Raw genomic sequence first — 19412 nt, forward strand, 5'->3', positions numbered from 1 at the left:
AGGCCCGCGTCACGACCCCACTTAGCCGCGCATTAACCGACTATCGAGGTCGCCCCATGAAAAACCGACTTTCTGGCCTGCTGCTCCTGGCGCAGGCCACCACCGCCCTGGCCGCCGAAACACCCGCCAACGACGACAAAGGCTTCTGGTACGCCCAGACCAGCGTCTACACCCGGCACTTTGCGCCGGACCCCGAGCACAACAACCACCAGGACCTGATCGGCCTGGAGCGCAATGACGCTTCGGGCTGGGTGTATGGCGGTGCGACCTTTCGCAACTCGTTTCGCCAGCGCTCGTATTACGCCTATGCGGGCAAGCGCTATGACATGGCCAACTATCCGGTGTACCTGAAGCTGACCGGCGGGGCGATCCAGGGCTATCGCGGCAAATACCGCGACAAGATCCCGCTGAACCGCTACGGCGTGGCACCAGTGATCATTCCGTCGGTAGGCGCGCACTATGGGCCGGTGGCGGCAGAGCTTGTGCTGCTGGGGTTCAATGCGGCGATGGTAACCACGGGCGTGCGCTTCTGAGGCCGCGCACCTGAGTAGACACAATCCAATGTGGGAGCTTGCCCGCCCCCATATTTGATTTGTGGCGGTACCAAAATTCCCTGCCATGCGCAGATCCCCTGTGGGAGCGGGCTTGCCCGCGATAGCGTTGGTTCAGTCAATATCATCGGTGACTGATACACCACTATCGCGGGCAAGCCCGCTCCCACAGTTTGATCGGCGCCTCAGGCGCGAGGGGCGTAGGCAAATACGTCGGCGCGCATCTGATGTGCATCCATGCCCGCGTTGACCAGCGCATCCAGCGTGCCATAGATCATCGCCGGCGAACCGCTGGCGTAGACATGCACAGCCTTGAGGTCGGTTATGTCTTCGCACACCGCCTCATGCAACAAGCCACAACGCCCTTCCCAACCGCACAGGTCGCTGACCACTTTGTGCAGGAACAAGTTGGGCAATTGCTGCCACTGCTCCCAGTGTTCGACCTGGTAGAAATCTTCGGGACGGCGCACGCCCCAGTACAGATGCACCGGGTGCTTGAAACCGCTCGCCCGGCAGTGCTCGATCAGGCTGTGCATCTGCGCCATGCCGGTGCCGGCCGCGATCAGCACCAGCGGCCCGTCGGGCAGCTCGGCCAGGTGGGTATCGCCAAACGGCAGCTCGACCCGCGCCATCTGGTTGCGCTGCAACTGCTCGATCAGGCTGCGGGCACTGTCTTCGCGCACCAGCACATGTAGCTCCAGCTCGCGCCCGGCATGGGGCGCCGACGCCAGGGAAAACGCCGATTTCTCGCCGTTTTCGCGCTCGATCATCAGGTACTGGCCAGCGTGGTAGCGCAGCGCCTTGCCGGCCGGCGCACGCAGGCGCACGCGCCACACATCGCCACCCAGGTCCACGCACTCGCTCAACTGGCAGGCAAGCTTGCGCACCGGCAACTCCCCCGGCGCCAACACGCCATCCCATAGCACGATGCAATCTTCCAGCGGCTCGGCGATGCAGGTGTAGAACTCGCCATGATCGCGCACCTCGCCGGCCTGCTGCACCCGGCCCTCGACCAACAGGGCCGCGCACACGTGGCACACGCCATTGCGGCACGCCTGCGGGCATTCGTAGCCCAAGCGCCGCGCACCTTCAAGAATCCGCTCGCCCGGCTGCAAGTCGAGGACCGCACCGGAAGGTTGCAGGGTTACACGCATCAATCTATTCCCAATTCTTTCCACATCGCATCGACACGCGCCGTCACGGCTTCATCCTTGACGATCACCCGGCCCCACTCGCGGGTGGTTTCACCCGGCCACTTGTGGGTGGCATCCAGGCCCATCTTCGAGCCCAGGCCCGACACCGGCGAGGCGAAGTCGAGGTAGTCGATCGGCGTGTTATCGATCATCACTGTGTCGCGCTTGGGGTCCATGCGCGTGGTGATGGCCCAGATCACATCGTTCCAGTCCCGGGCATTGATGTCGTCATCGGTGACAATAACGAACTTGGTGTACATGAACTGTCGCAAAAACGACCACACACCGAGCATGACGCGCTTGGCGTGGCCCGGGTAGGACTTCTTCATGGTCACAATGGCCATGCGGTACGAGCAGCCTTCCGGCGGCAGGTAGAAGTCGGTGATTTCCGGGAACTGCTTCTGCAGGATCGGCACGAACACTTCGTTCAGCGCCACACCCAGGATCGCCGGCTCATCAGGCGGGCGGCCGGTGTACGTGCTGTGGTAGATCGGCTTGATCCGGTGGGTAATGCGCTCGACGGTGAACACCGGGAAGCTATCGACTTCGTTGTAGTAGCCGGTGTGGTCGCCATAGGGGCCTTCATCGGCCATCTCGCCCGGATGAATCACGCCTTCGAGGATGATTTCGGCGGTGGCCGGCACTTGCAGGTCGTTGCCACGGCACTTCACCAGCTCAGTGCGGTTGCCGCGCAACAGGCCGGCAAAGGCGTATTCGGACAGGCTGTCCGGCACCGGCGTCACGGCTCCGAGGATGGTGGCCGGGTCGGCGCCCAGGGCGACAGACACCGGGAACGGCTGGCCGGGATGCTTCTCGCACCACTCACGAAAGTCCAGCGCGCCGCCACGGTGGCTCAGCCAACGCATGATCACCTTGTTGCGGCCGATCACTTGCTGGCGATAGATACCGAGGTTCTGGCGGTCTTTGTTCGGGCCCTTGGTGACGGTCAGGCCCCAAGTGATCAGCGGGCCGACGTCGCCGGGCCAGCAGGTCTGCACCGGGAGCATCGCCAGGTCGACATCATCGCCTTCGATGACCACCTCCTGGCACACCGCGTCCTTGACCACTTTGGGCGCCATGGCAATGATCTTGCGGAAGATCGGCAGCTTCGACCAGGCATCCTTGAGGCCCTTGGGCGGCTCGGGCTCCTTGAGGAACGCCAGCAGCTTGCCGATCTCGCGCAGTTCGCTGACCGACTCGGCACCCATGCCGAACGCCACCCGATCGGGCGTGCCGAACAGATTGCCGAGCACCGGGATATCAAAGCCTGTGGGGTTCTCGAACAGCAGCGCCGGGCCCTTGTTACGCAGGGTGCGGTCGCAAATCTCAGTCATTTCCAGGACCGGGGAAACCGGCACCTGAATACGTTTCAACTCTCCGCGCTGCTCAAGTTGCTGCACGAAATCCCGAAGATCCTTGAATTTCATTAACCATGCCACCCGTAAAATAGGCGTACATCCTACCTGCTCTGAGGGCGGCTGGCAGCTTATCGCGGCGTATTTGCGTTTGGAACATGCTTAAAAAACACACGAAAAAAAATGGCGCCCCTGGGGGCGCCATTCTTTCGGACCTGAAACGTCGTATTACTTACGCTTCATCGACAGGAAGAACTCGTCGTTGGTCTTGGTGGTTTTCAGCTTGTCGATCAGGAACTCGATGGCGGCAACTTCGTCCATCGGGTGCAGCAGCTTGCGCAGGATCCACATGCGCTGCAGTTCGTCGTCGGCCGTCAGCAACTCTTCGCGGCGGGTGCCGGAGCGGTTGATGTTGATGGCCGGGAACACGCGCTTTTCAGCGATGCGACGGTCCAATGGCAGCTCCATGTTGCCGGTACCCTTGAACTCTTCGTAGATCACTTCGTCCATCTTCGAGCCGGTTTCAACCAGCGCGGTGGCGATAATGGTCAGCGAGCCGCCTTCTTCGATGTTACGCGCGGCGCCGAAGAAACGTTTCGGCTTCTCCAGGGCGTGGGCATCGACACCACCGGTGAGCACTTTGCCGGAGCTCGGGATCACGGTGTTGTAGGCACGGGCCAGACGGGTGATGGAGTCGAGCAGGATCACCACGTCCTTCTTGTGTTCGACCAGGCGCTTGGCCTTCTCGATCACCATTTCGGCAACCTGCACGTGGCGGGTTGGCGGCTCATCGAACGTCGAAGCAACCACTTCGCCGCGCACGGTGCGCTGCATTTCGGTCACTTCTTCCGGACGCTCATCGATCAGCAGCACGATCAGGTGAACTTCAGGGTTGTTACGCGCGATGTTCGCTGCAATGTTCTGCAGCATGATGGTCTTACCGGCTTTCGGCGGTGCGACGATCAGACCACGCTGGCCCTTGCCGATCGGGGCGCACAGGTCGATCACACGACCGGTCAAGTCTTCAGTGGAACCGTTGCCGGCTTCCATCTTCATGCGCACGGTCGGGAACAGCGGCGTCAGGTTCTCGAAGAGAATCTTGTTCTTCGCGTTCTCGGGACGATCGAAGTTGATCGTGTCGACCTTGAGCAGGGCGAAGTAACGCTCGCCTTCCTTTGGAGGACGGATCTTGCCAACGATGGTGTCACCGGTGCGCAAGTTGAAGCGACGGATCTGGCTCGGCGAGACGTAGATATCGTCTGGGCCGGCGAGATAGGAGGCGTCTGCAGAGCGGAGGAAGCCGAAGCCGTCCTGGAGAATCTCCAGCACGCCATCACCGGAGATTTCCTCGCCGCTTTTCGCGTGCTTTTTCAGCAGGGAGAAAATCACGTCCTGCTTGCGCGAACGGGCCATATTTTCTATGCCCATTTCTTCGGCCAGTTGGAGCAGGTCGGTAATCGGCTTTTGCTTGAGTTCAGTCAGATTCATATAGGAATGACGTAATCATTTATAGAGGGGGGGAATTAAGCTTTTGGCTTAATGAGGCCGCGCCGCAGAGAAGGCGACAGGATCGCGTACTAATCGAAAGGAATGCGTCGGCGACGGCTTGCAGGGGGCAGTGGAGAAACCAGTGCGGGGCCGAATGTACCACCTGAGTTTGGGAGCGTCTAGCCCTGTTTCACGAAAAAGCCCCGCAATTTGCGGGGCTTTTTGACGACGCTTAGATGTTGGCGTCGAGGAAAGCTTGCAGTTGCGACTTCGACAGCGCGCCGACCTTGGTGGCCTCGACGTTGCCGTTCTTGAACAACATCAGGGTCGGGATACCACGTACGCCATGCTTGGCCGGGGTTTCCTGGTTGTCGTCGATGTTCAGCTTGGCGATGGTCAGCTTGCCTTCGTAGGTAGCTGCGATATCGTCCAGGACCGGGGCGATCATTTTGCAAGGGCCGCACCACTCAGCCCAGTAGTCAACCAGCACCGGGCCTTGGGCCTGAAGGACTTCGGCATCAAAGGTCGCGTCGGTGACGTGCTTGATAAGATCGCTGCTCATGGATGTCTCCGGGTTGTAAGCAAAAAAAACGTTGCCCATCATAGCCGCCCTTCCTTCGTTCAGGAAGCCGCCGCTGATTGACTCTTGCTATGGGACGCCATCATTTTGGATATGGCCGGGTCATGAGGCTACCGGGGTGATAAGGGCGATCCCCGTACGCAGCGCCGCGTTACGCACGTGCTCCTGCATGGATTTGTGCGCCGCCGCGCTGCTGCGCCGGGCCAGGGCACGGAGGATCTTGCGGTGCTCCTGCCAGGTTTCCATCGCCCGCTCCGGTCGGATGAACGGTAGTTTCTGGCTTTCCAGGAACACCTCGGCGCTGGCGCTGAGGATGCTCACCATCGCCTGATTGCCACTGGCCAACAGGATGCGCTGGTGGAAAGCGAAGTCCAGCCGTGCGGCGGCCTCGAAATCACCGGCCTTGAGCTCCCGGCGCATGGCCTGGACATTGTCTTCGAGCCCATCCAGTTCCTCGGTGGTCAACGTCATGGCCGCCAGCCCCGCAGCAAAACCCTCCAGGGCGTAACGCAACTGGAAGATATCCAACGGGCTGGCCTGTGCCGTAAACGGCCAGGCCACACCGCCCATATCACCCGCCGGTGGTGCCTGCACGAACACGCCCTTGCCCGGTTGCACGCTGACCACCCCCAGGGCGCTGAGCGATGACAAGGCCTCACGCAACGAGGCACGACTGACCCCCAGTTGCAGCGCCAGGTCACGCTGGGAAGGCAATGCATCACCTGGCCCGAAGCCCTGTTGCTTGATCAGTTTGCGGATGGCTTGCAAGGCCGCTTCCGGTACGGCTTGGGCGATGGAATTCATAAAAACCCGAGATTTTAGTCAACAGTAGGCCTAGTTGTAAATCTATTCTCGGCAGCCCGCAAGCCACGCCCCAAAGGGGCTCGCGCGGTTTTGCCGGCGCTCGAAAAGGGTGCGAAACAGCGGCTGACTGTTCAGACCAGTAAGACCGCTGCAAGCCCATTAAATCCTGCCTTGCAACCGTTTCAGGGCGTCATGGCATGGGCTGTGCACTGGGCAAACTCAGAAAATCCCTTCACCCTTTTCGGAGAGTTGCCATGACCAAGCGTTGCAGCGCCCTGCTCACTGCCTTGTTTGCCAGCCTGATGCTCAGCCAGGCGCCAGCCCAGGCCAACGGCCTGGACGATATCGTCGCCCGTGGCACCCTCAAGGTCGCGGTGCCCCAGGATTTCCCGCCGTTCGGCTCGGTCGGCCCCGACATGAAGCCGCGCGGCCTGGATATCGACACCGCCAAACTGTTGGCCGAGCAACTCAAGGTCAAGCTGGAGCTGACCCCGGTCAACAGCACCAATCGCATCCCGTTCCTCACCACTGGCAAAGTGGACCTGGTGATTTCCAGCCTGGGCAAGAACCCGGAGCGCGAGAAGGTCATCGACTTCTCCAAGGCCTACGCGCCGTTCTATCTCGCGGTATTTGGCCCACCTGACGCGGCCATCGCGAGCCTGGACGACCTCAAGGGCAAGACCATCAGCGTAACCCGCGGCGCCATCGAAGATATCGAGTTGACCGCCGTCGCGCCCAAGGAAGCCACGATCAAGCGCTTTGAAGACAACAACTCGACCATCGCCGCCTACCTCGCCGGCCAGGTAGACCTGATCGCCAGTGGCAACGTGGTGATGGTGGCGATCAGCGCGCGCAACCCCAAGCGGGTGCCGGCGTTGAAAGTCAAACTCAAGGATTCGCCGGTGTATGTCGGCGTGAACAAAAACGAGCCGGCGCTGCTGGAGAAGGTCAACCAGATCCTGGTCGCCGCCAAGGCTGACGGCAGCCTGGAAAAAAACGCGATGCAGTGGCTCAAAGAACCGTTGCCGGCAGACCTGTGAGGCGGAGCTGATCCATGGCCTATCAATTCGACTTTGTGCCGGTGCTGGCCAATACCGACCTGTTGTTGCGCGGTGCGCTGTTCACCCTGGAGCTGACCGCTATCGGCGCCATCCTTGGGGTGGCGCTGGGGATTGTCGGCGCCGTGGTGCGGGCATGGAAAATCCAGCCGTTCTGCTGGCTCTTCGGGGTGTATGTCGAGTTGATCCGCAATACGCCATTCCTGGTGCAGTTGTTCTTCATCTTCTTCGGTTTGCCGTCCCTGGGCCTGCAGATTTCCGAATGGCAGGCAGCGGTGCTGGCGATGGTGATCAACCTGGGGGCTTATTCCACGGAGATCATTCGCGCCGGGATCCAGGCGATTCCCCGTGGGCAACTGGAGGCCGCAGCGGCGCTGGCAATGACGCGCCTTGAAGCGTTCCGCCATGTGGTGTTGCTGCCGGCGCTGGGCAAGGTGTGGCCGGCGCTGAGCAGCCAGATCATCATCGTGATGCTCGGTTCGGCGGTGTGCTCACAGATCGCCACGCAAGAGTTGAGCTTTGCCGCCAACTTTATCCAGTCCCGCAATTTCCGTGCGTTTGAAACCTATGCACTGACCACCCTGGTGTACCTGTGCATGGCGTTGATGATCCGCCAGTTGCTCAACTGGATCGGCCGCCGCTATGTGATGAGGAACAGCCGATGAGTGATTTTTCGTTCTGGGACATCGTGCGCAACCTGCTGACCGGCCTGCAGTGGACGCTACTGTTGTCGCTGGTGGCGTTTATCGGCGGCGGGCTGATCGGCTTGCTGGTGATGACCCTGCGCATCAGCAAAAAGGCACTGCCGCGCAATATTGCCCGCACCTATATCGAACTGTTCCAGGGCACGCCGCTGCTGATGCAGTTGTTCCTGGTGTTCTTCGGCATCGCCTTGCTGGGGATCGATATCTCGCCGTGGCTGGCCGCCGCGATTGCCTTGACCCTGTTTACCAGCGCCTACCTGGCCGAGATCTGGCGCGGCTGTGTCGACGCGATCGCCCATGGCCAGTGGGAAGCCTCCGCCAGCCTGGCCCTCAACCCTTATGAGCAACTGCGCTACGTGATTTTGCCCCAGGCCCTGCGAATTGCCGTGGCGCCGACAGTGGGTTTCTCGGTGCAGGTGGTCAAGGGCACGGCGGTGACGTCGATCATCGGCTTCACCGAATTGACCAAGACCGGCAGCATGCTCGCCAACGCCACCTTCGAGCCCTTCATGGTCTACAGCCTGGTGGCACTCGGTTACTTCCTGCTCTGCTACCCCTTGTCCCTCAGTGCCCGCTACCTGGAAAGGAGACTGCATGCCTCTGCTTAGAATATCCGCGCTGCACAAGTATTACGGCGATCACCATGTGCTCAAGGGCATCGATTTGACGGTCGAGGAAGGCCAGGTGGTGGCGATCATCGGCCGCAGTGGCTCGGGAAAATCCACCTTGCTGCGCACCCTCAATGGCCTGGAGTCGATCAACGATGGGGTGATTGAAGTCGACGGCGAATACCTCGACGCGGCCCGCGCCGACCTGCGCAGCCTGCGGCAGAAAGTCGGCATGGTGTTCCAGCAGTTCAACCTGTTCCCCCATTTGACCGTGGGCGAAAACGTCATGCTCGCGCCCCAGGTCGTGCAAAAAGTCACCAAGGCCAAGGCCGCGGACCTGGCGCGACAGATGCTGGAGCGCGTCGGGCTGGGGGAAAAATTCGATGCCTTCCCGGATCGTCTGTCCGGCGGCCAGCAACAGCGGGTGGCCATCGCACGGGCACTGGCGATGTCGCCCAAAGTGTTGCTGTGCGATGAGATCACCTCGGCGCTGGACCCGGAGTTGGTCAATGAAGTGCTCACAGTGGTGCGCCAACTGGCTAAGGATGGCATGACCTTGATCATGGTCACCCACGAGATGCGTTTTGCCCGGGAAGTCGGCGACAAATTGGTGTTCATGCACCAGGGCAAGGTACATGAGGTTGGTGACCCGAAGGTTCTGTTTGCCCAACCGCGCACCGCTGAGCTAGCCAACTTTATTGGTTCTGTGGAGCAGCCGGGCTGATGCCAGCCCCGTGCGGCACCCACTCGACCTGGACCTGCCCTTCCAATGTGGTTTCACTGCGCACAGAGAACGCATCGACCGGCAGATACGGGTCGACCTCCAACTGCGCCGATAATCGCCGGCCTGTCGCCGGTACGCCCGCGGCCCGGGCGATCAGCACCTGCCCGGGCACAAGCTGATCGCCGGTCGAGCCGTCGACAGCCAGGTCCACGGGGCGGCCATCCAGCTGGGCGTGCCGGATACTCAAGGTAACGACGCCCTCGCCACCAAACCGAAACCCCCGCCCTCCCGCAGGCAACCCGCCAAACCGGATCGCCATGGGCACGGGATCGATGCACACCACGTTCAGCACCACCGTACGCTTGCCCAGTGACGGTGAACTGGCGGGGCCATCGAGCCACTGCGCGTGGCGCAATATGCCAAAGTCGACGCGAGGCTGGCTTAAAACCAACTGGCAATTGGCGACACTGGCTTCACTGGCCAATATTGCGATAACGAACAACAGGCGCTGATAAAACCTGCTCACCGATTTACAACCCTTGGCAGGTGGCCGAGGCGGTTTCATAAAGTTTGTCATTGGAGGGCTCTGGCTCAAGGTTCAGTTGCAACAGGCAGGGTTTGGTCGAATCCGGCAATTGGACACTCAGGGTTTGCTGGGGCTGGCTGTCATTCAGGAAGATCAGGCCTTCGCCCACCACGCTGGTCACAAAGGCCTTGTCGGTGCCAAACACAGCAGCTCCCTGGGGTAACGTGCGCCCATGCTGATCACGGGCAGTCAATAGAACACGGCGGGCACTGACCACCTGGAATTCCACGGTATTGAACGAGCCGCGTGCAGCCGCCAGGGTTTGGGTGCCGTTCTTGAGGTCGACGCGCTTGGGCAGCGATTGGGTCTGCACTTGGAGGTGGCTGTTGCTGTACGCCGGCAGCCCAGGAATGACCGCTTGGCCGCGATAGTCAGTCCAGACCGGGCCCTGGGGCGTCTCGACCTTGGCGCCCGAGATATTCCCCACCGACAGCAGGCCGAACGTGTCCTGTACCGGGTAGGGCGAAAAAGTCAGCCCTTGCCCATGGGCCACCACGGCGCCCTGCAATTGCCCGGTGTAGCTGGTTCCCGAGGCGTCGCGGTTCACTCCCGCACCTACGCGGGTGTAGCGCGGCATGACATCGACCCGCCCGTGCACCGATTGCTGGCGGTCCGTCAGATCGCGCTCGGCTCCAACCTCATAGTCCACATACTCATTGACCCGTTCCGACAAGGATGTGCCGATATCGGAGCGGCCATTGCGCCGACTGGCGTAGGAGGTCAGGCGACGGCTCTCGCCAAAGGGCAGGCTGACCTGCAGGCGCAGGGACATCCCTTGCGAGGGAAGCTCCTCATTGGCGGCATAACGGCGTTTTCGGCGGCGCGACGGGCCGGTTTGCGAGTCGGCGATCAACGCGACATCAACCTCACTGAAACGCCTGTTCCACGACGCGAATACGTGTTCGGCACCCTGCCCGTCAAACTGGGTGCTGCGCGAATAGCTGAGAGATAGCGCGCCAAACAGCGGCTCGGCCCAACTCAGCCCGGCGGTGTACTGGCGCTGGAAACGCGCATCCAGAAAGTCCTTGTTCGAGACGGCGCCTGCCTCCAGGACATCCCGATAACCTCGGCTCTGGGTAGTAGCACTCAGGTTCACTTCAACCCCGGCGCCCAACGGGCTGCCCAGCGACACGGCATTGCGCGTGCCGCCCACGCCACGGACCTGGTCACGCGACATGTTGTGCCTTGCCGTCAGCGAAACCCGCTGGAAAAACACCCGGCTCAACGTACCACCGGCCGCATGATATTCATCTGTCCCCAGCACGCCGAACCCCAGGGCCGTGCCTGCGCCCAGGCCCCAGGTGCCACTGCCCATCGCCACCACCGGTTGCTCCCGGCCACTGACGAGCGTTTCGCGCACCTTGCCCAGGGCAAAGTCGAAGCCCGGCGCCACAGGCACCTGGGCTCCGAACGACGCCGCCGGCACCACGAAACTGCGCTTGCCACCCCGGGTCCCGATGACACTCACGTCCAGGTCACTGGTGCCATTGAGCAGCGGCAGACCGGTCAGGCTGAAGGGGCCTTCAGGCACCAGGGTCGAATAAATCAGTACCCCGGACTGGCGCACCTCAACCCTCGCCTGGCTATGGGCCAGGCCTTCGACCACTACACCGTTGGCGCTCCCAAGGCGCGCCACACCATCGGGAAAGAATTGGAAGCCCGAAAGCTGGAGCCCACCAAACACCGGGCTGCGGCTGGAAATCTGGCCTGCCTGGAAGGTCGATTGCAGGGCCGCGAAATCGCGCTGGGCGTAGGCATACACATGCTCGCTGCTGCCCCTGCCATTATCGGAAATGTAGAACTGCCGACTGCGCACAACCCAGTTGCCCAGGTTGAACCCCGCCTCGGTATAGGCCGAGACAAACCGGCTGGAGCCATCACGTGCATGGCTGTCGAACCCCAGCACATCGTAATTGAGCATGGCGGCCGTACCGCCCTGGCTGAAGCTGCCCGCCTCCCACTGCGCCTCGCGCAACGATTGCGTGGGCACCACCAGGGATACTTCGTCACTGCCGGGGCGCAACCGCACTATCGTTGCCGGATACTCACCAATAAAGTCATGGCATGCCTGATCGGCCGTGACACCGGCCTGCAAGATCGCCGATGGCACCCGCAAACCGGCCTTGTCCAGTAGCCCTCGGGTAAAGCACAGTTGGCCCTGATAGTCGAAACGAGCGTCGACCAGCCCCAATGCGGCGCCATTGACCCGCAGCCCGACCACCTGGACACCCTCGCGAAAACGCGCGGCACTGCGAAAGTATTCCGAGACTTTTGGATCAATGCCATGGGTGGTCAGGGCCGCCAGGTCGAACCCCGTCCCCAGCTCGATGGCCACCACCTCCCCATGCCCCCCGAAAAGGCTGGCCAGGCCCATGAACAGCCCCGAACAACGGGCACCACCCGTCATCTTGCCCACCGCCCGGTCAATTCCCATGATCGGCCACATTGGCTTGGTAACTGTCGACGCTGAACCCGTAGACAGTCGCCGGCTGCAGGACCACCGAGCTGACGGCGGAAAGGGCGCCCTGGGTCGCGACCGCCAGGGTCTCACCCGGCAGGATGTAGCTGCGCGGCAGGGTCGCCAGCTGTTTGCCCGGCAGCAGTTGCAACTCCAGCGCCAACCGCACCACATACGCACTGTCGTTGTGCACGACCAGGCCACTGCCCTGGCGCTTCCACTTCAGCAGTTCCCAGGGTGCCTGGTGCCTGGCCAGCCCCTTGGGATGCAGGATCAGCGGCAGGTTCTGGCGCAGCGTGATGCCAATGGTCGCCCCGCCGGGGCTGCGGGCCTGGGGGATGCCTTCAAAGGACACGCGTTTCAAGCGCTGGGTCTTGAGCGGCGCAGCGGCGGTGCTGATAAAACGCACCAACTGGGTTTCACCGGCTTCGACCCGGCTAATCGGCGGCGTGACAACCAGCAGCGGCTCTTGATCTTCCGGGATGTTTTCAATCACCGAGTGAAGTAACGCGGGACCCGGATCGGTGTTCTTGAGATTGATCGTCGCTTCACCGTCTTCTTCATAGAGCACGACCACCGTTGTCTCGGGCTGCATGCCATCGGCGAAGGCCATGCCACTTGCGCAAAACAGTAAAGCTGAACAACTCAACAGCGTCACACTTGCTTTCAAAAAACAACTCACAGTGTTTTCTCCGCAACGACCCAAACAAATAACAAACAAGTGCCCACGCAAAAGCAGCCGACAAGTTCCGGAAGTACCAAGAAAACTTCCGTTGCAATATCGGCTGTTTTTATAAGTGCTTAGATGTAACTAAGTACTAAAGTAGCCCGCCCATCCAGCGTGACATCCCGGGTGAGGTCCAGGTCCTGTGCCTTGTTGATGACCGCCTTGACCGCAATCACACCGGTCAGTTGGGCAACGGCTGCCGGAGTAATGGTCGCGCCATTGCGCCACGAATACTGGCTGGGGGATTGCGCGACTTTGCCATCACTGACCTGCCAGGCGCCGGTGCCCGACCGCATGATCGGGTTCAACACCACCCCTGACGACCTCAGGTCGCGCAGGGTGACCGAGTAACCGCCGGTACGCCGGTTCGATACGGCCCCCAAGCCGAAGTTCTGCGCCTCGGTATAGCCGGCACCGAGGATCCCGGTGACCTTGCTGCTAGCCTGTAGGTCGGTCAGGGCCAGGGCGAACTTGGCCGGGGTGCTGCCGCAGTTGACGGACACCGAGGTGGTTCGCTCCTCGCGAGGGTTGAAGGCGGTCTGGGACAACTCGCCGGAGCGGATGGTCCCGTAGTCGATGATCCCACCACCACCCAGGCTCAGGTTGCAGGAGGTGGGAGTGATCGTCCCCCGCACCACCAGTTGCGCTACGTTTGTTGCCTGGGCAGCGATACTGGCTGCCAGGCAGATAATGCCCATCGTCAAACCCAATGCTTTTTTCATGATCAACCTGTCGTTAGAAAGTGTCAGGCGTTATTTATTTAAACCGGGCAGTTTACCGCCCATCTTTAGTTCCTTGTTGAAACACAAAGCCATAAATAAATAACACCACGGCATCATTGCCGAAGGACAGTTTCACCCTGGCCACCACCTAATAAATATAAGACAACACCTTAAACCCTGTGAGACCTGTTAAATACAACCGTCCCTTTTAACAACTATAGAAGTAGTCCGGAGCAAACTAAAGATCAGCATAATGAACGCCGCCATGTAGGAAACCGCATAAGCACTTCAACTTTTGAAAAACTTTATAACCCCCTACATACCACTAGGGAGATGTCATAGGCCGCCCGGGAATTTGCCCTACATTTCCTACAAAACTTGATCGAGAGCAGGGGTAAGACAAATCACCGAGCACTACGCGTTGGCGCCAGCGTTTGATCGTGGCACGATGGCAAGGTTATCGACCGAGATCCCCTACCCATGCCGCAATCCCAAGCCAAGAATCTGTCCCTGATCGCCGCCATCGACCTGGGCTCCAACAGCTTTCACATGGTCGTGGCCAAGGCCCAGAACGGTGAGATCCGCATCCTTGAGCGGCTCGGCGAAAAGGTACAATTGGCGGCCGGGATCGACGATGAGCGCAAGCTCAACGAAGAATCCATGCAGCGCGGGCTCGATTGCCTCAAGCGCTTTGCCCAACTGATCAACGGCATGCCCCAGGGCGCCGTGCGTATCGTCGGCACCAACGCCTTGCGCGAAGCGCGTAACCGTGGCGAATTCATCCGCCGCGCCGAGGAGATCCTCGGGCACCCGGTGGAAGTCATCTCCGGCCGTGAAGAAGCGCGCCTGATCTACCTCGGCGTTTCCCACACGTTGGCCGATACCCCCGGCAAGCGCCTGGTGGCCGACATTGGCGGCGGCAGCACCGAGTTCATCATCGGCCAACGCTTCGAGCCGCTGCTGCGCGAAAGCCTGCAAATGGGTTGCGTCAGCTACACCCAGCGCTATTTCAAGGACGGCAAGATCACCCCGGCCCGCTACGCCCAGGCGTACACGGCGGCGCGGCTGGAGATCATGAGCATCGAGCACGCCCTGCACCGCCTGACCTGGGATGAAGCCATCGGCTCATCCGGCACCATCCGCGCCATCGGCCTGGCCCTGAAGGCCGGCGGCCATGGCACTGGCGAAGTGAATGCCGAAGGCCTGGCCTGGCTCAAGCGCAAGCTGTTCAAGCTCGGCGATGCCGAGAAGATCGACTTCGATGGCATCAAGCCCGACCGCCGCGCCATCTTCCCTGCCGGCCTGGCGATCCTGGAAGCCATCTTCGACGCCCTCGAGTTGCAGCGTATGGACCATTGCGATGGTGCCCTGCGTGAAGGTGTGCTCTACGACCTGTTGGGCCGCCATCATCACGAAGACGTGCGTGAGCGCACCCTGGGCTCGCTGATGGAGCGTTACCACGTTGACCTGGAACAGGCGGCACGGGTCGAGCGCAAGGCGCTGCATGCCTTTGACCAGGTCGCCGAGGATTGGGACCTGGAAGACGGGGTCTGGCGTGAACTGCTGGGCTGGGCGGCCAAGGTCCATGAGGTGGGCCTGGACATCGCCCACTACCATTACCACAAGCACGGCGCGTACCTGATCGAGCACTCCGACCTGGCGGGGTTTTCCCGGGAGGACCAGCAGATGCTGGCGCTGCTGGTGCGCGGCCATCGCCGCAATATCCCCAAGGACAAGTTCGCCGAGTTCGGCGCCGAGGGCATCAAGCTGATTCGCCTATGCGCCCTACTGCGCTTTGCGATCCTGTTCCATCACATTCGAGGCACCCAACAGATGCCGCAAGTCACCCTGCGCGCCAATGGCGACAGCCTGGATGTGGTGTTCCCCAAAAACTGGCTGGACGAGAATCAACTGACCCAGGCGGATTTCGCCCAGGAAGCCGAGTGGCTGACGCGGGTGGGGTTCAGCTTGAACGTGCACTGACACCTAGACCCTCTCGGACGACAGCGGTACGCCAGGCCGGAACGCCGGCTCGCGGATGGCCTGCGAGGCCTGTTCATAACCGTGTGCAACCGAGAGCAGCGTGGCTTCACTGTTGCCCGTGCCGCAAAAGTGCAGCGCGGTCGGCATACCCTCCTCATCCATGCCCGAGGGCACCGAGATGCCGGGGTAACCGGCTGCGGCGGCAAAGTAGTAACTGTCGGAGCGGAAGTTCGACACGATGGCATCGAGCCTGTGCTCGCTCAACGGCTTATCGAGGGTGTCCTTGAAAGTCGGCAGGACGGCCGCCCACAGTTGCTCGCGCTGCTCATCCGTCACGTCCAGGCTGTTGATGTGCTCCAGCAACGCCTGGTCCGGCTCCCCGGTTTTCCTGTCACGCTCGTTGAACGCAATCAGCTCAGCCAGCGACTTCACGGGCAACCCTTCCCGGCCGGCCAAGTAGCCTTCCAGGCGTTGCTTGATCCCAGCAAACAGCGCGTCGCTGTATTGATCGTACGTCTCATTCGATACATTCGCGTCCAGCCTGCCTATGGGCACCATGACTGCACCCTTGGACGCGAGCAATGCGAGCGCGTCCTCGTAGTGCTTTCTGTCTGCGCGCAGGGCCGGATTCTGGGCGGCCTGCGGCGACAGCTCAGGCAGCGGGGTGTAGCCGATACGCTTGCCCTGCAAGGCATTGGCCGTCAGGCCGGCGGTATAGCCGGTGGTTTCGGTCATGGCATTGAGCGCTTCGCCAGCATCCCGCACGCTGCGGGTAAACGTGCCCACCGAGTCCAGCCTGGAACTGGTGATGACGCCCTCGGTACTCACCAGCCCGACCGAGGTTTTCAAACCAACCACGCCGTTGTAGGCCGCCGGGGCAATGATCGAGCCGTTGGTCTCGATGCCCAGTGCCAGCGGTACCAGGCCCTGGGCGACCGCCACCGCCGAACCCGAACTGGACCCTGCCACCTGCCCTCCCAGCCGATGGGGATTGAGGGTCTGCCCGCCACGGGAGCTCCAGCCATCGACCGCCACGCTGGAGCGGAAGTTGGACAGCTCGCTCATATTGGTCTTGCCCACGATCACGGCGCCAGCCTTGAGCAGGTTGTCCACAACCTTGGCGTTTTTGGTCGCCGGTGAACCGACCAGCGCACGGGAACCCGCACTGGTGTGCATTTTACCGCTGGTTTCAAAGACATCTTTCAGGGCAATCGGCACGCCGTGCAAAAAACCGCGCACGGTACCGCCGGCACGCTCCTGATCGCGCGCCCGCGCCTGTTCACGTGCATCGGGGTTGACCTGCAGGAACGCATTGCCACCCTGCAAACCCTGGTCGATGTTGGCGATACCTTGCAATGAATCGCGCACCAGCGACTCTGAAGTGACTGCCGCCCGAGCCATGTCGGACGACATGGCCTGCGCACTGCGGTAGCCCTTCGGCGGTGCGGCCAGCACCTCAAAAAAACCCGAGGCTTCAAGCCCGATTCCTACGCCCGATCCGATCATCGAAAACTCCTCAACTGCGCTATACAGGCTATCGCCTGATAGCCCGAGGTCAGTCTAGGAGCGGGAGCCTGGGCTCCCCAACCTGGGAAATCTGACGGTGCTGTCCGATTTCTCAGTGGGGGGTGTAGGCCTGGCCGATATCAGCGGACCGTCAGCACCGGGCTGCCCAAGCGCTCCAGCAAGGTTGCCTGGGCACTGCGCGGGTTCTGGTTGCCGGTCGGCGTGTTGCGCACATAGCGCCCGTCCGACTGTAGGCTCCAGCTGTGGGTGTTGTCGGTCAGATAACTCTCAAGCTCTTTCTTGACCCGCATGATCAGCTTCTTGCCTTCCACCGGGAAGCAAGTCTCCACCCGCTTGTCGAGGTTGCGCTCCATCCAGTCGGCGCTGGAGAGGAACATCTGCTCCTCGCCGCCGTTGAGGAAGTAGAACACCCGCGTGTGCTCCAGGAAGCGCCCAATGATCGAACGCACGTGGATATTGTGGGACACGCCCGCGATGCCCGGACGCAGGCAGCACATGCCCCGCACCACCAGGTCGATCCGCACGCCGGACTGGCTGGCCTTGTACAGCGCGCGAATGATCTTCGGATCGGTCAGCGAGTTGAACTTGGCGATGATATGCGCCGGCTTGCCGTCGAGGGCGAACTGGGTCTCGCGGGCAATCATGTCGAGCATGCCCTTTTTCAGGGTGAACGGCGCATGCAGCAGCTTTTTCATGCGCAGCGTCTTGCCCATGCCGATCAACTGGCTGAACAGTTTGCCGACGTCTTCGCACAGCGCGTCGTCGGACGTCAGCAGGCTGTAGTCGGTGTAGAGCTTGGCGTTGCCCGCGTGATAGTTGCCGGTACCAAGGTGCGCGTAACGCACGATTTCACCGGCCTCGCGGCGCAGGATCAGCATCATCTTGGCGTGGGTCTTGAAGCCGACCACGCCATAGATCACCACCGCGCCGGCCGCTTGCAGGCGGCTGGCCAGTTGCAGGTTGGATTCTTCGTCGAACCGCGCACGCAGTTCGATCACCGCCGTGACTTCCTTGCCGTTACGCGCGGCGTCGACCAGTGCATCGACGATTTCCGAGTTGGCGCCGCTGCGGTACAGGGTCTGGCGCACGGCCAGGACATGAGGATCCTTGGCGGCCTGGCGCAACAGGTCGACCACCGGGGTGAACGACTCGAAGGGGTGCAGCAGCAAGATGTCCTGCTTGCTGACCACACTGAAGATGTTTTCGCTGTTTTGCAGCAGCTTCGGAATCTGCGGGGTGAACGGCGTGTATTGCAGTTCCGGGTGGCTGTCCAGGCCGGTGATGCTGAACAGGCGCGTCAGGTTCACCGGGCCATTGACCTGGTACAGCTCGGTCTCGGCCAGGTTGAACTGCTTGAGCAGGTAGTCCGACAGGTGCTTGGGGCAGGTGTCCGCCACTTCCAGGCGGACCGCATCGCCGTAGCGCCGCGAGAACAGCTCGCCACGCAGGGCGCGGGCCAGGTCTTCGACGTCTTCGGTATCGACCGCCAGGTCAGCGTTACGGGTCAGGCGGAACTGGTAGCAACCCTTGACCTTCATGCCCTGGAACAGGTCATCGGCGTGGGCGTGGATCATCGACGAAAGGAATACATAGTTATCGCCAGCCCCCCCGACCTCTTCCGGTACCTTGATGATCCTTGGCAACAGGCGCGGTGCAGGAATGATCGCCAGGCCCGAATCACGGCCAAAGGCATCGATCCCTTCGAGCTCGACAATAAAGTTCAGGCTCTTGTTCACCAGCAGCGGGAACGGGTGCGTCGGGTCCAGGCCAATCGGGGTGATGATCGGCGCGATCTCGTCACGGAAATAGCGACGGACCCAGGTCTTGAGCTTGACGGTCCAGTTGCGGCGGCGGATGAAGCGCACCTGGTGCTTTTCCAGCTCCGGCAAGAGGATGTCGTTGAGGATGGCGTATTGGCGATCCACATGGCCGTGCACCAGCTCGCTGATACGGGCCAGGGCCTGGTGCGGCTGCAGGCCATCGGCGCCGGCTTGCTCGCGGGCAAAGGTGATCTGCTTCTTGAGGCCGGCGACACGGATCTCGAAGAACTCGTCCAGGTTGCTGGAAAAGATCAGCAGGAACTTCAAACGCTCGAGCAGCGGGTAGGACTCATCCAGCGCCTGTTCCAGCACGCGGATATTGAATTGCAGTTGCGACAGCTCGCGATGGATGTACAGGCTGCTGTCGTCCAGGTTCGGAATCACGATAGGCGGTGCCGCCACCACCGGCTCCGCGGTCACGGCAGGCTGCTCGGGCGCAAGCTCCGGCGGGGTTTCGGCCACCTGTTCAACCACCGGGTGCGCATCTTTTACGGCAACTTCTGTGAGTCCTTCGGTATTCATCG

17 protein-coding genes are annotated in these 19412 nt (G+C 61.4%); 6 read left to right on the forward strand and 11 right to left on the reverse strand.

The window, feature by feature from the left end:
* Positions 1-56: 56 nt before the first annotated feature.
* Complete coding sequence (locus tag ACSSVH_RS25285) at positions 57-533, forward strand: sn-glycerol-3-phosphate transporter (protein ID WP_169955020.1); 477 nt, start codon at positions 57-59, stop codon at positions 531-533.
* Positions 534-736: 203 nt separating this feature from the next.
* On the opposite strand, the gene ACSSVH_RS25290 is transcribed toward ACSSVH_RS25285, so the two are convergent.
* The 5 genes from ACSSVH_RS25290 to ACSSVH_RS25310 all read right to left on the reverse strand — a co-directional run bounded on the left by ACSSVH_RS25290 (position 737) and on the right by ACSSVH_RS25310 (position 5971).
* Entirely contained in the window at positions 737-1705 is a 969-nt protein-coding gene (locus ACSSVH_RS25290) for a CDP-6-deoxy-delta-3,4-glucoseen reductase (RefSeq protein ID WP_170057557.1), read from the reverse strand.
* Positions 1705-3171: a 4-hydroxy-3-polyprenylbenzoate decarboxylase gene (ubiD, locus tag ACSSVH_RS25295; RefSeq protein ID WP_038444369.1), complete on the reverse strand. Its 1467-nt coding sequence runs from the start codon at positions 3169-3171 to the stop codon at positions 1705-1707. The genes ACSSVH_RS25290 and ubiD overlap by 1 nt, the downstream gene beginning before the upstream one ends.
* Positions 3172-3327: 156 nt before the next feature.
* A complete protein-coding gene (gene rho, locus ACSSVH_RS25300) occupies positions 3328-4587 on the reverse strand; it encodes a transcription termination factor Rho (RefSeq protein WP_003176825.1) in 1260 nt (419 codons plus the stop codon).
* 232 nt (positions 4588-4819) lie between these two features.
* On the reverse strand, positions 4820-5149 hold the full coding sequence (trxA, locus tag ACSSVH_RS25305) for a thioredoxin TrxA (RefSeq protein WP_169955022.1): 330 nt from the start codon (positions 5147-5149) through the stop codon (positions 4820-4822).
* 120 nt (positions 5150-5269) lie between these two features.
* Complete coding sequence (locus tag ACSSVH_RS25310; RefSeq protein ID WP_170042103.1) at positions 5270-5971, reverse strand: FadR/GntR family transcriptional regulator; 702 nt, start codon at positions 5969-5971, stop codon at positions 5270-5272.
* A gap of 254 nt (positions 5972-6225) precedes the next feature.
* Between ACSSVH_RS25310 and ACSSVH_RS25315 the strand changes: the two genes are divergently transcribed.
* Genes ACSSVH_RS25315 through ACSSVH_RS25330 form a run of 4 tightly spaced genes read left to right on the forward strand, consistent with a single transcriptional unit; the run spans position 6226 to position 9065 of the window.
* Positions 6226-7011, forward strand: coding sequence for a transporter substrate-binding domain-containing protein (locus ACSSVH_RS25315; RefSeq protein WP_169955024.1), 786 nt, complete (start codon positions 6226-6228; stop codon positions 7009-7011).
* A gap of 14 nt (positions 7012-7025) precedes the next feature.
* Positions 7026-7694 (forward strand): amino acid ABC transporter permease, encoded by a 669-nt coding sequence (locus ACSSVH_RS25320; protein ID WP_170042101.1) that lies wholly within the window; start codon positions 7026-7028, stop codon positions 7692-7694.
* Complete coding sequence (locus tag ACSSVH_RS25325; protein ID WP_169955026.1) at positions 7691-8341, forward strand: amino acid ABC transporter permease; 651 nt, start codon at positions 7691-7693, stop codon at positions 8339-8341. The genes ACSSVH_RS25320 and ACSSVH_RS25325 overlap by 4 nt, the downstream gene beginning before the upstream one ends.
* Positions 8328-9065 (forward strand): amino acid ABC transporter ATP-binding protein, encoded by a 738-nt coding sequence (locus ACSSVH_RS25330; RefSeq protein ID WP_169955027.1) that lies wholly within the window; start codon positions 8328-8330, stop codon positions 9063-9065. The genes ACSSVH_RS25325 and ACSSVH_RS25330 overlap by 14 nt, the downstream gene beginning before the upstream one ends.
* Here ACSSVH_RS25330 and ACSSVH_RS25335 read toward each other — a convergent pair.
* From ACSSVH_RS25335 to ACSSVH_RS25350, 4 genes are all read right to left on the reverse strand, one after another.
* On the reverse strand, positions 9037-9591 hold the full coding sequence (locus ACSSVH_RS25335; protein ID WP_178121179.1) for a DUF1120 domain-containing protein: 555 nt from the start codon (positions 9589-9591) through the stop codon (positions 9037-9039). The two genes, ACSSVH_RS25330 and ACSSVH_RS25335, sit on opposite strands and share 29 nt — an antisense overlap.
* A gap of 4 nt (positions 9592-9595) precedes the next feature.
* A complete protein-coding gene (locus ACSSVH_RS25340) occupies positions 9596-12085 on the reverse strand; it encodes a fimbria/pilus outer membrane usher protein (RefSeq protein WP_492633868.1) in 2490 nt (829 codons plus the stop codon).
* Positions 12075-12767, reverse strand: coding sequence for a fimbria/pilus chaperone family protein (locus tag ACSSVH_RS25345; protein WP_170057555.1), 693 nt, complete (start codon positions 12765-12767; stop codon positions 12075-12077). Before ACSSVH_RS25345 ends, ACSSVH_RS25340 begins: the two co-directional genes overlap by 11 nt.
* Before the next feature lie 143 nt (positions 12768-12910).
* On the reverse strand, positions 12911-13558 hold the full coding sequence (locus ACSSVH_RS25350) for a DUF1120 domain-containing protein (RefSeq protein WP_170042098.1): 648 nt from the start codon (positions 13556-13558) through the stop codon (positions 12911-12913).
* A 480-nt stretch (positions 13559-14038) separates the two neighbouring features.
* Between ACSSVH_RS25350 and ppx the strand changes: the two genes are divergently transcribed.
* Positions 14039-15541 carry an exopolyphosphatase gene (gene ppx / locus ACSSVH_RS25355; protein ID WP_170042097.1) on the forward strand — a complete coding sequence of 501 codons (1503 nt, stop codon included), beginning with the start codon at positions 14039-14041 and terminating at the stop codon, positions 15539-15541.
* Between the two features lie 3 nt (positions 15542-15544).
* Here ppx and ACSSVH_RS25360 read toward each other — a convergent pair whose 3' ends face one another.
* Positions 15545-16954 carry an amidase family protein gene (locus ACSSVH_RS25360; RefSeq protein WP_170042269.1) on the reverse strand — a complete coding sequence of 470 codons (1410 nt, stop codon included), beginning with the start codon at positions 16952-16954 and terminating at the stop codon, positions 15545-15547.
* A gap of 233 nt (positions 16955-17187) precedes the next feature.
* Positions 17188-19410, reverse strand: coding sequence for a polyphosphate kinase 1 (gene ppk1 / locus ACSSVH_RS25365; protein ID WP_169955031.1), 2223 nt, complete (start codon positions 19408-19410; stop codon positions 17188-17190).
* Positions 19411-19412 lie beyond the last annotated feature (2 nt).

This window comes from Pseudomonas sp. HC1(2025), assembly GCF_058742075.1.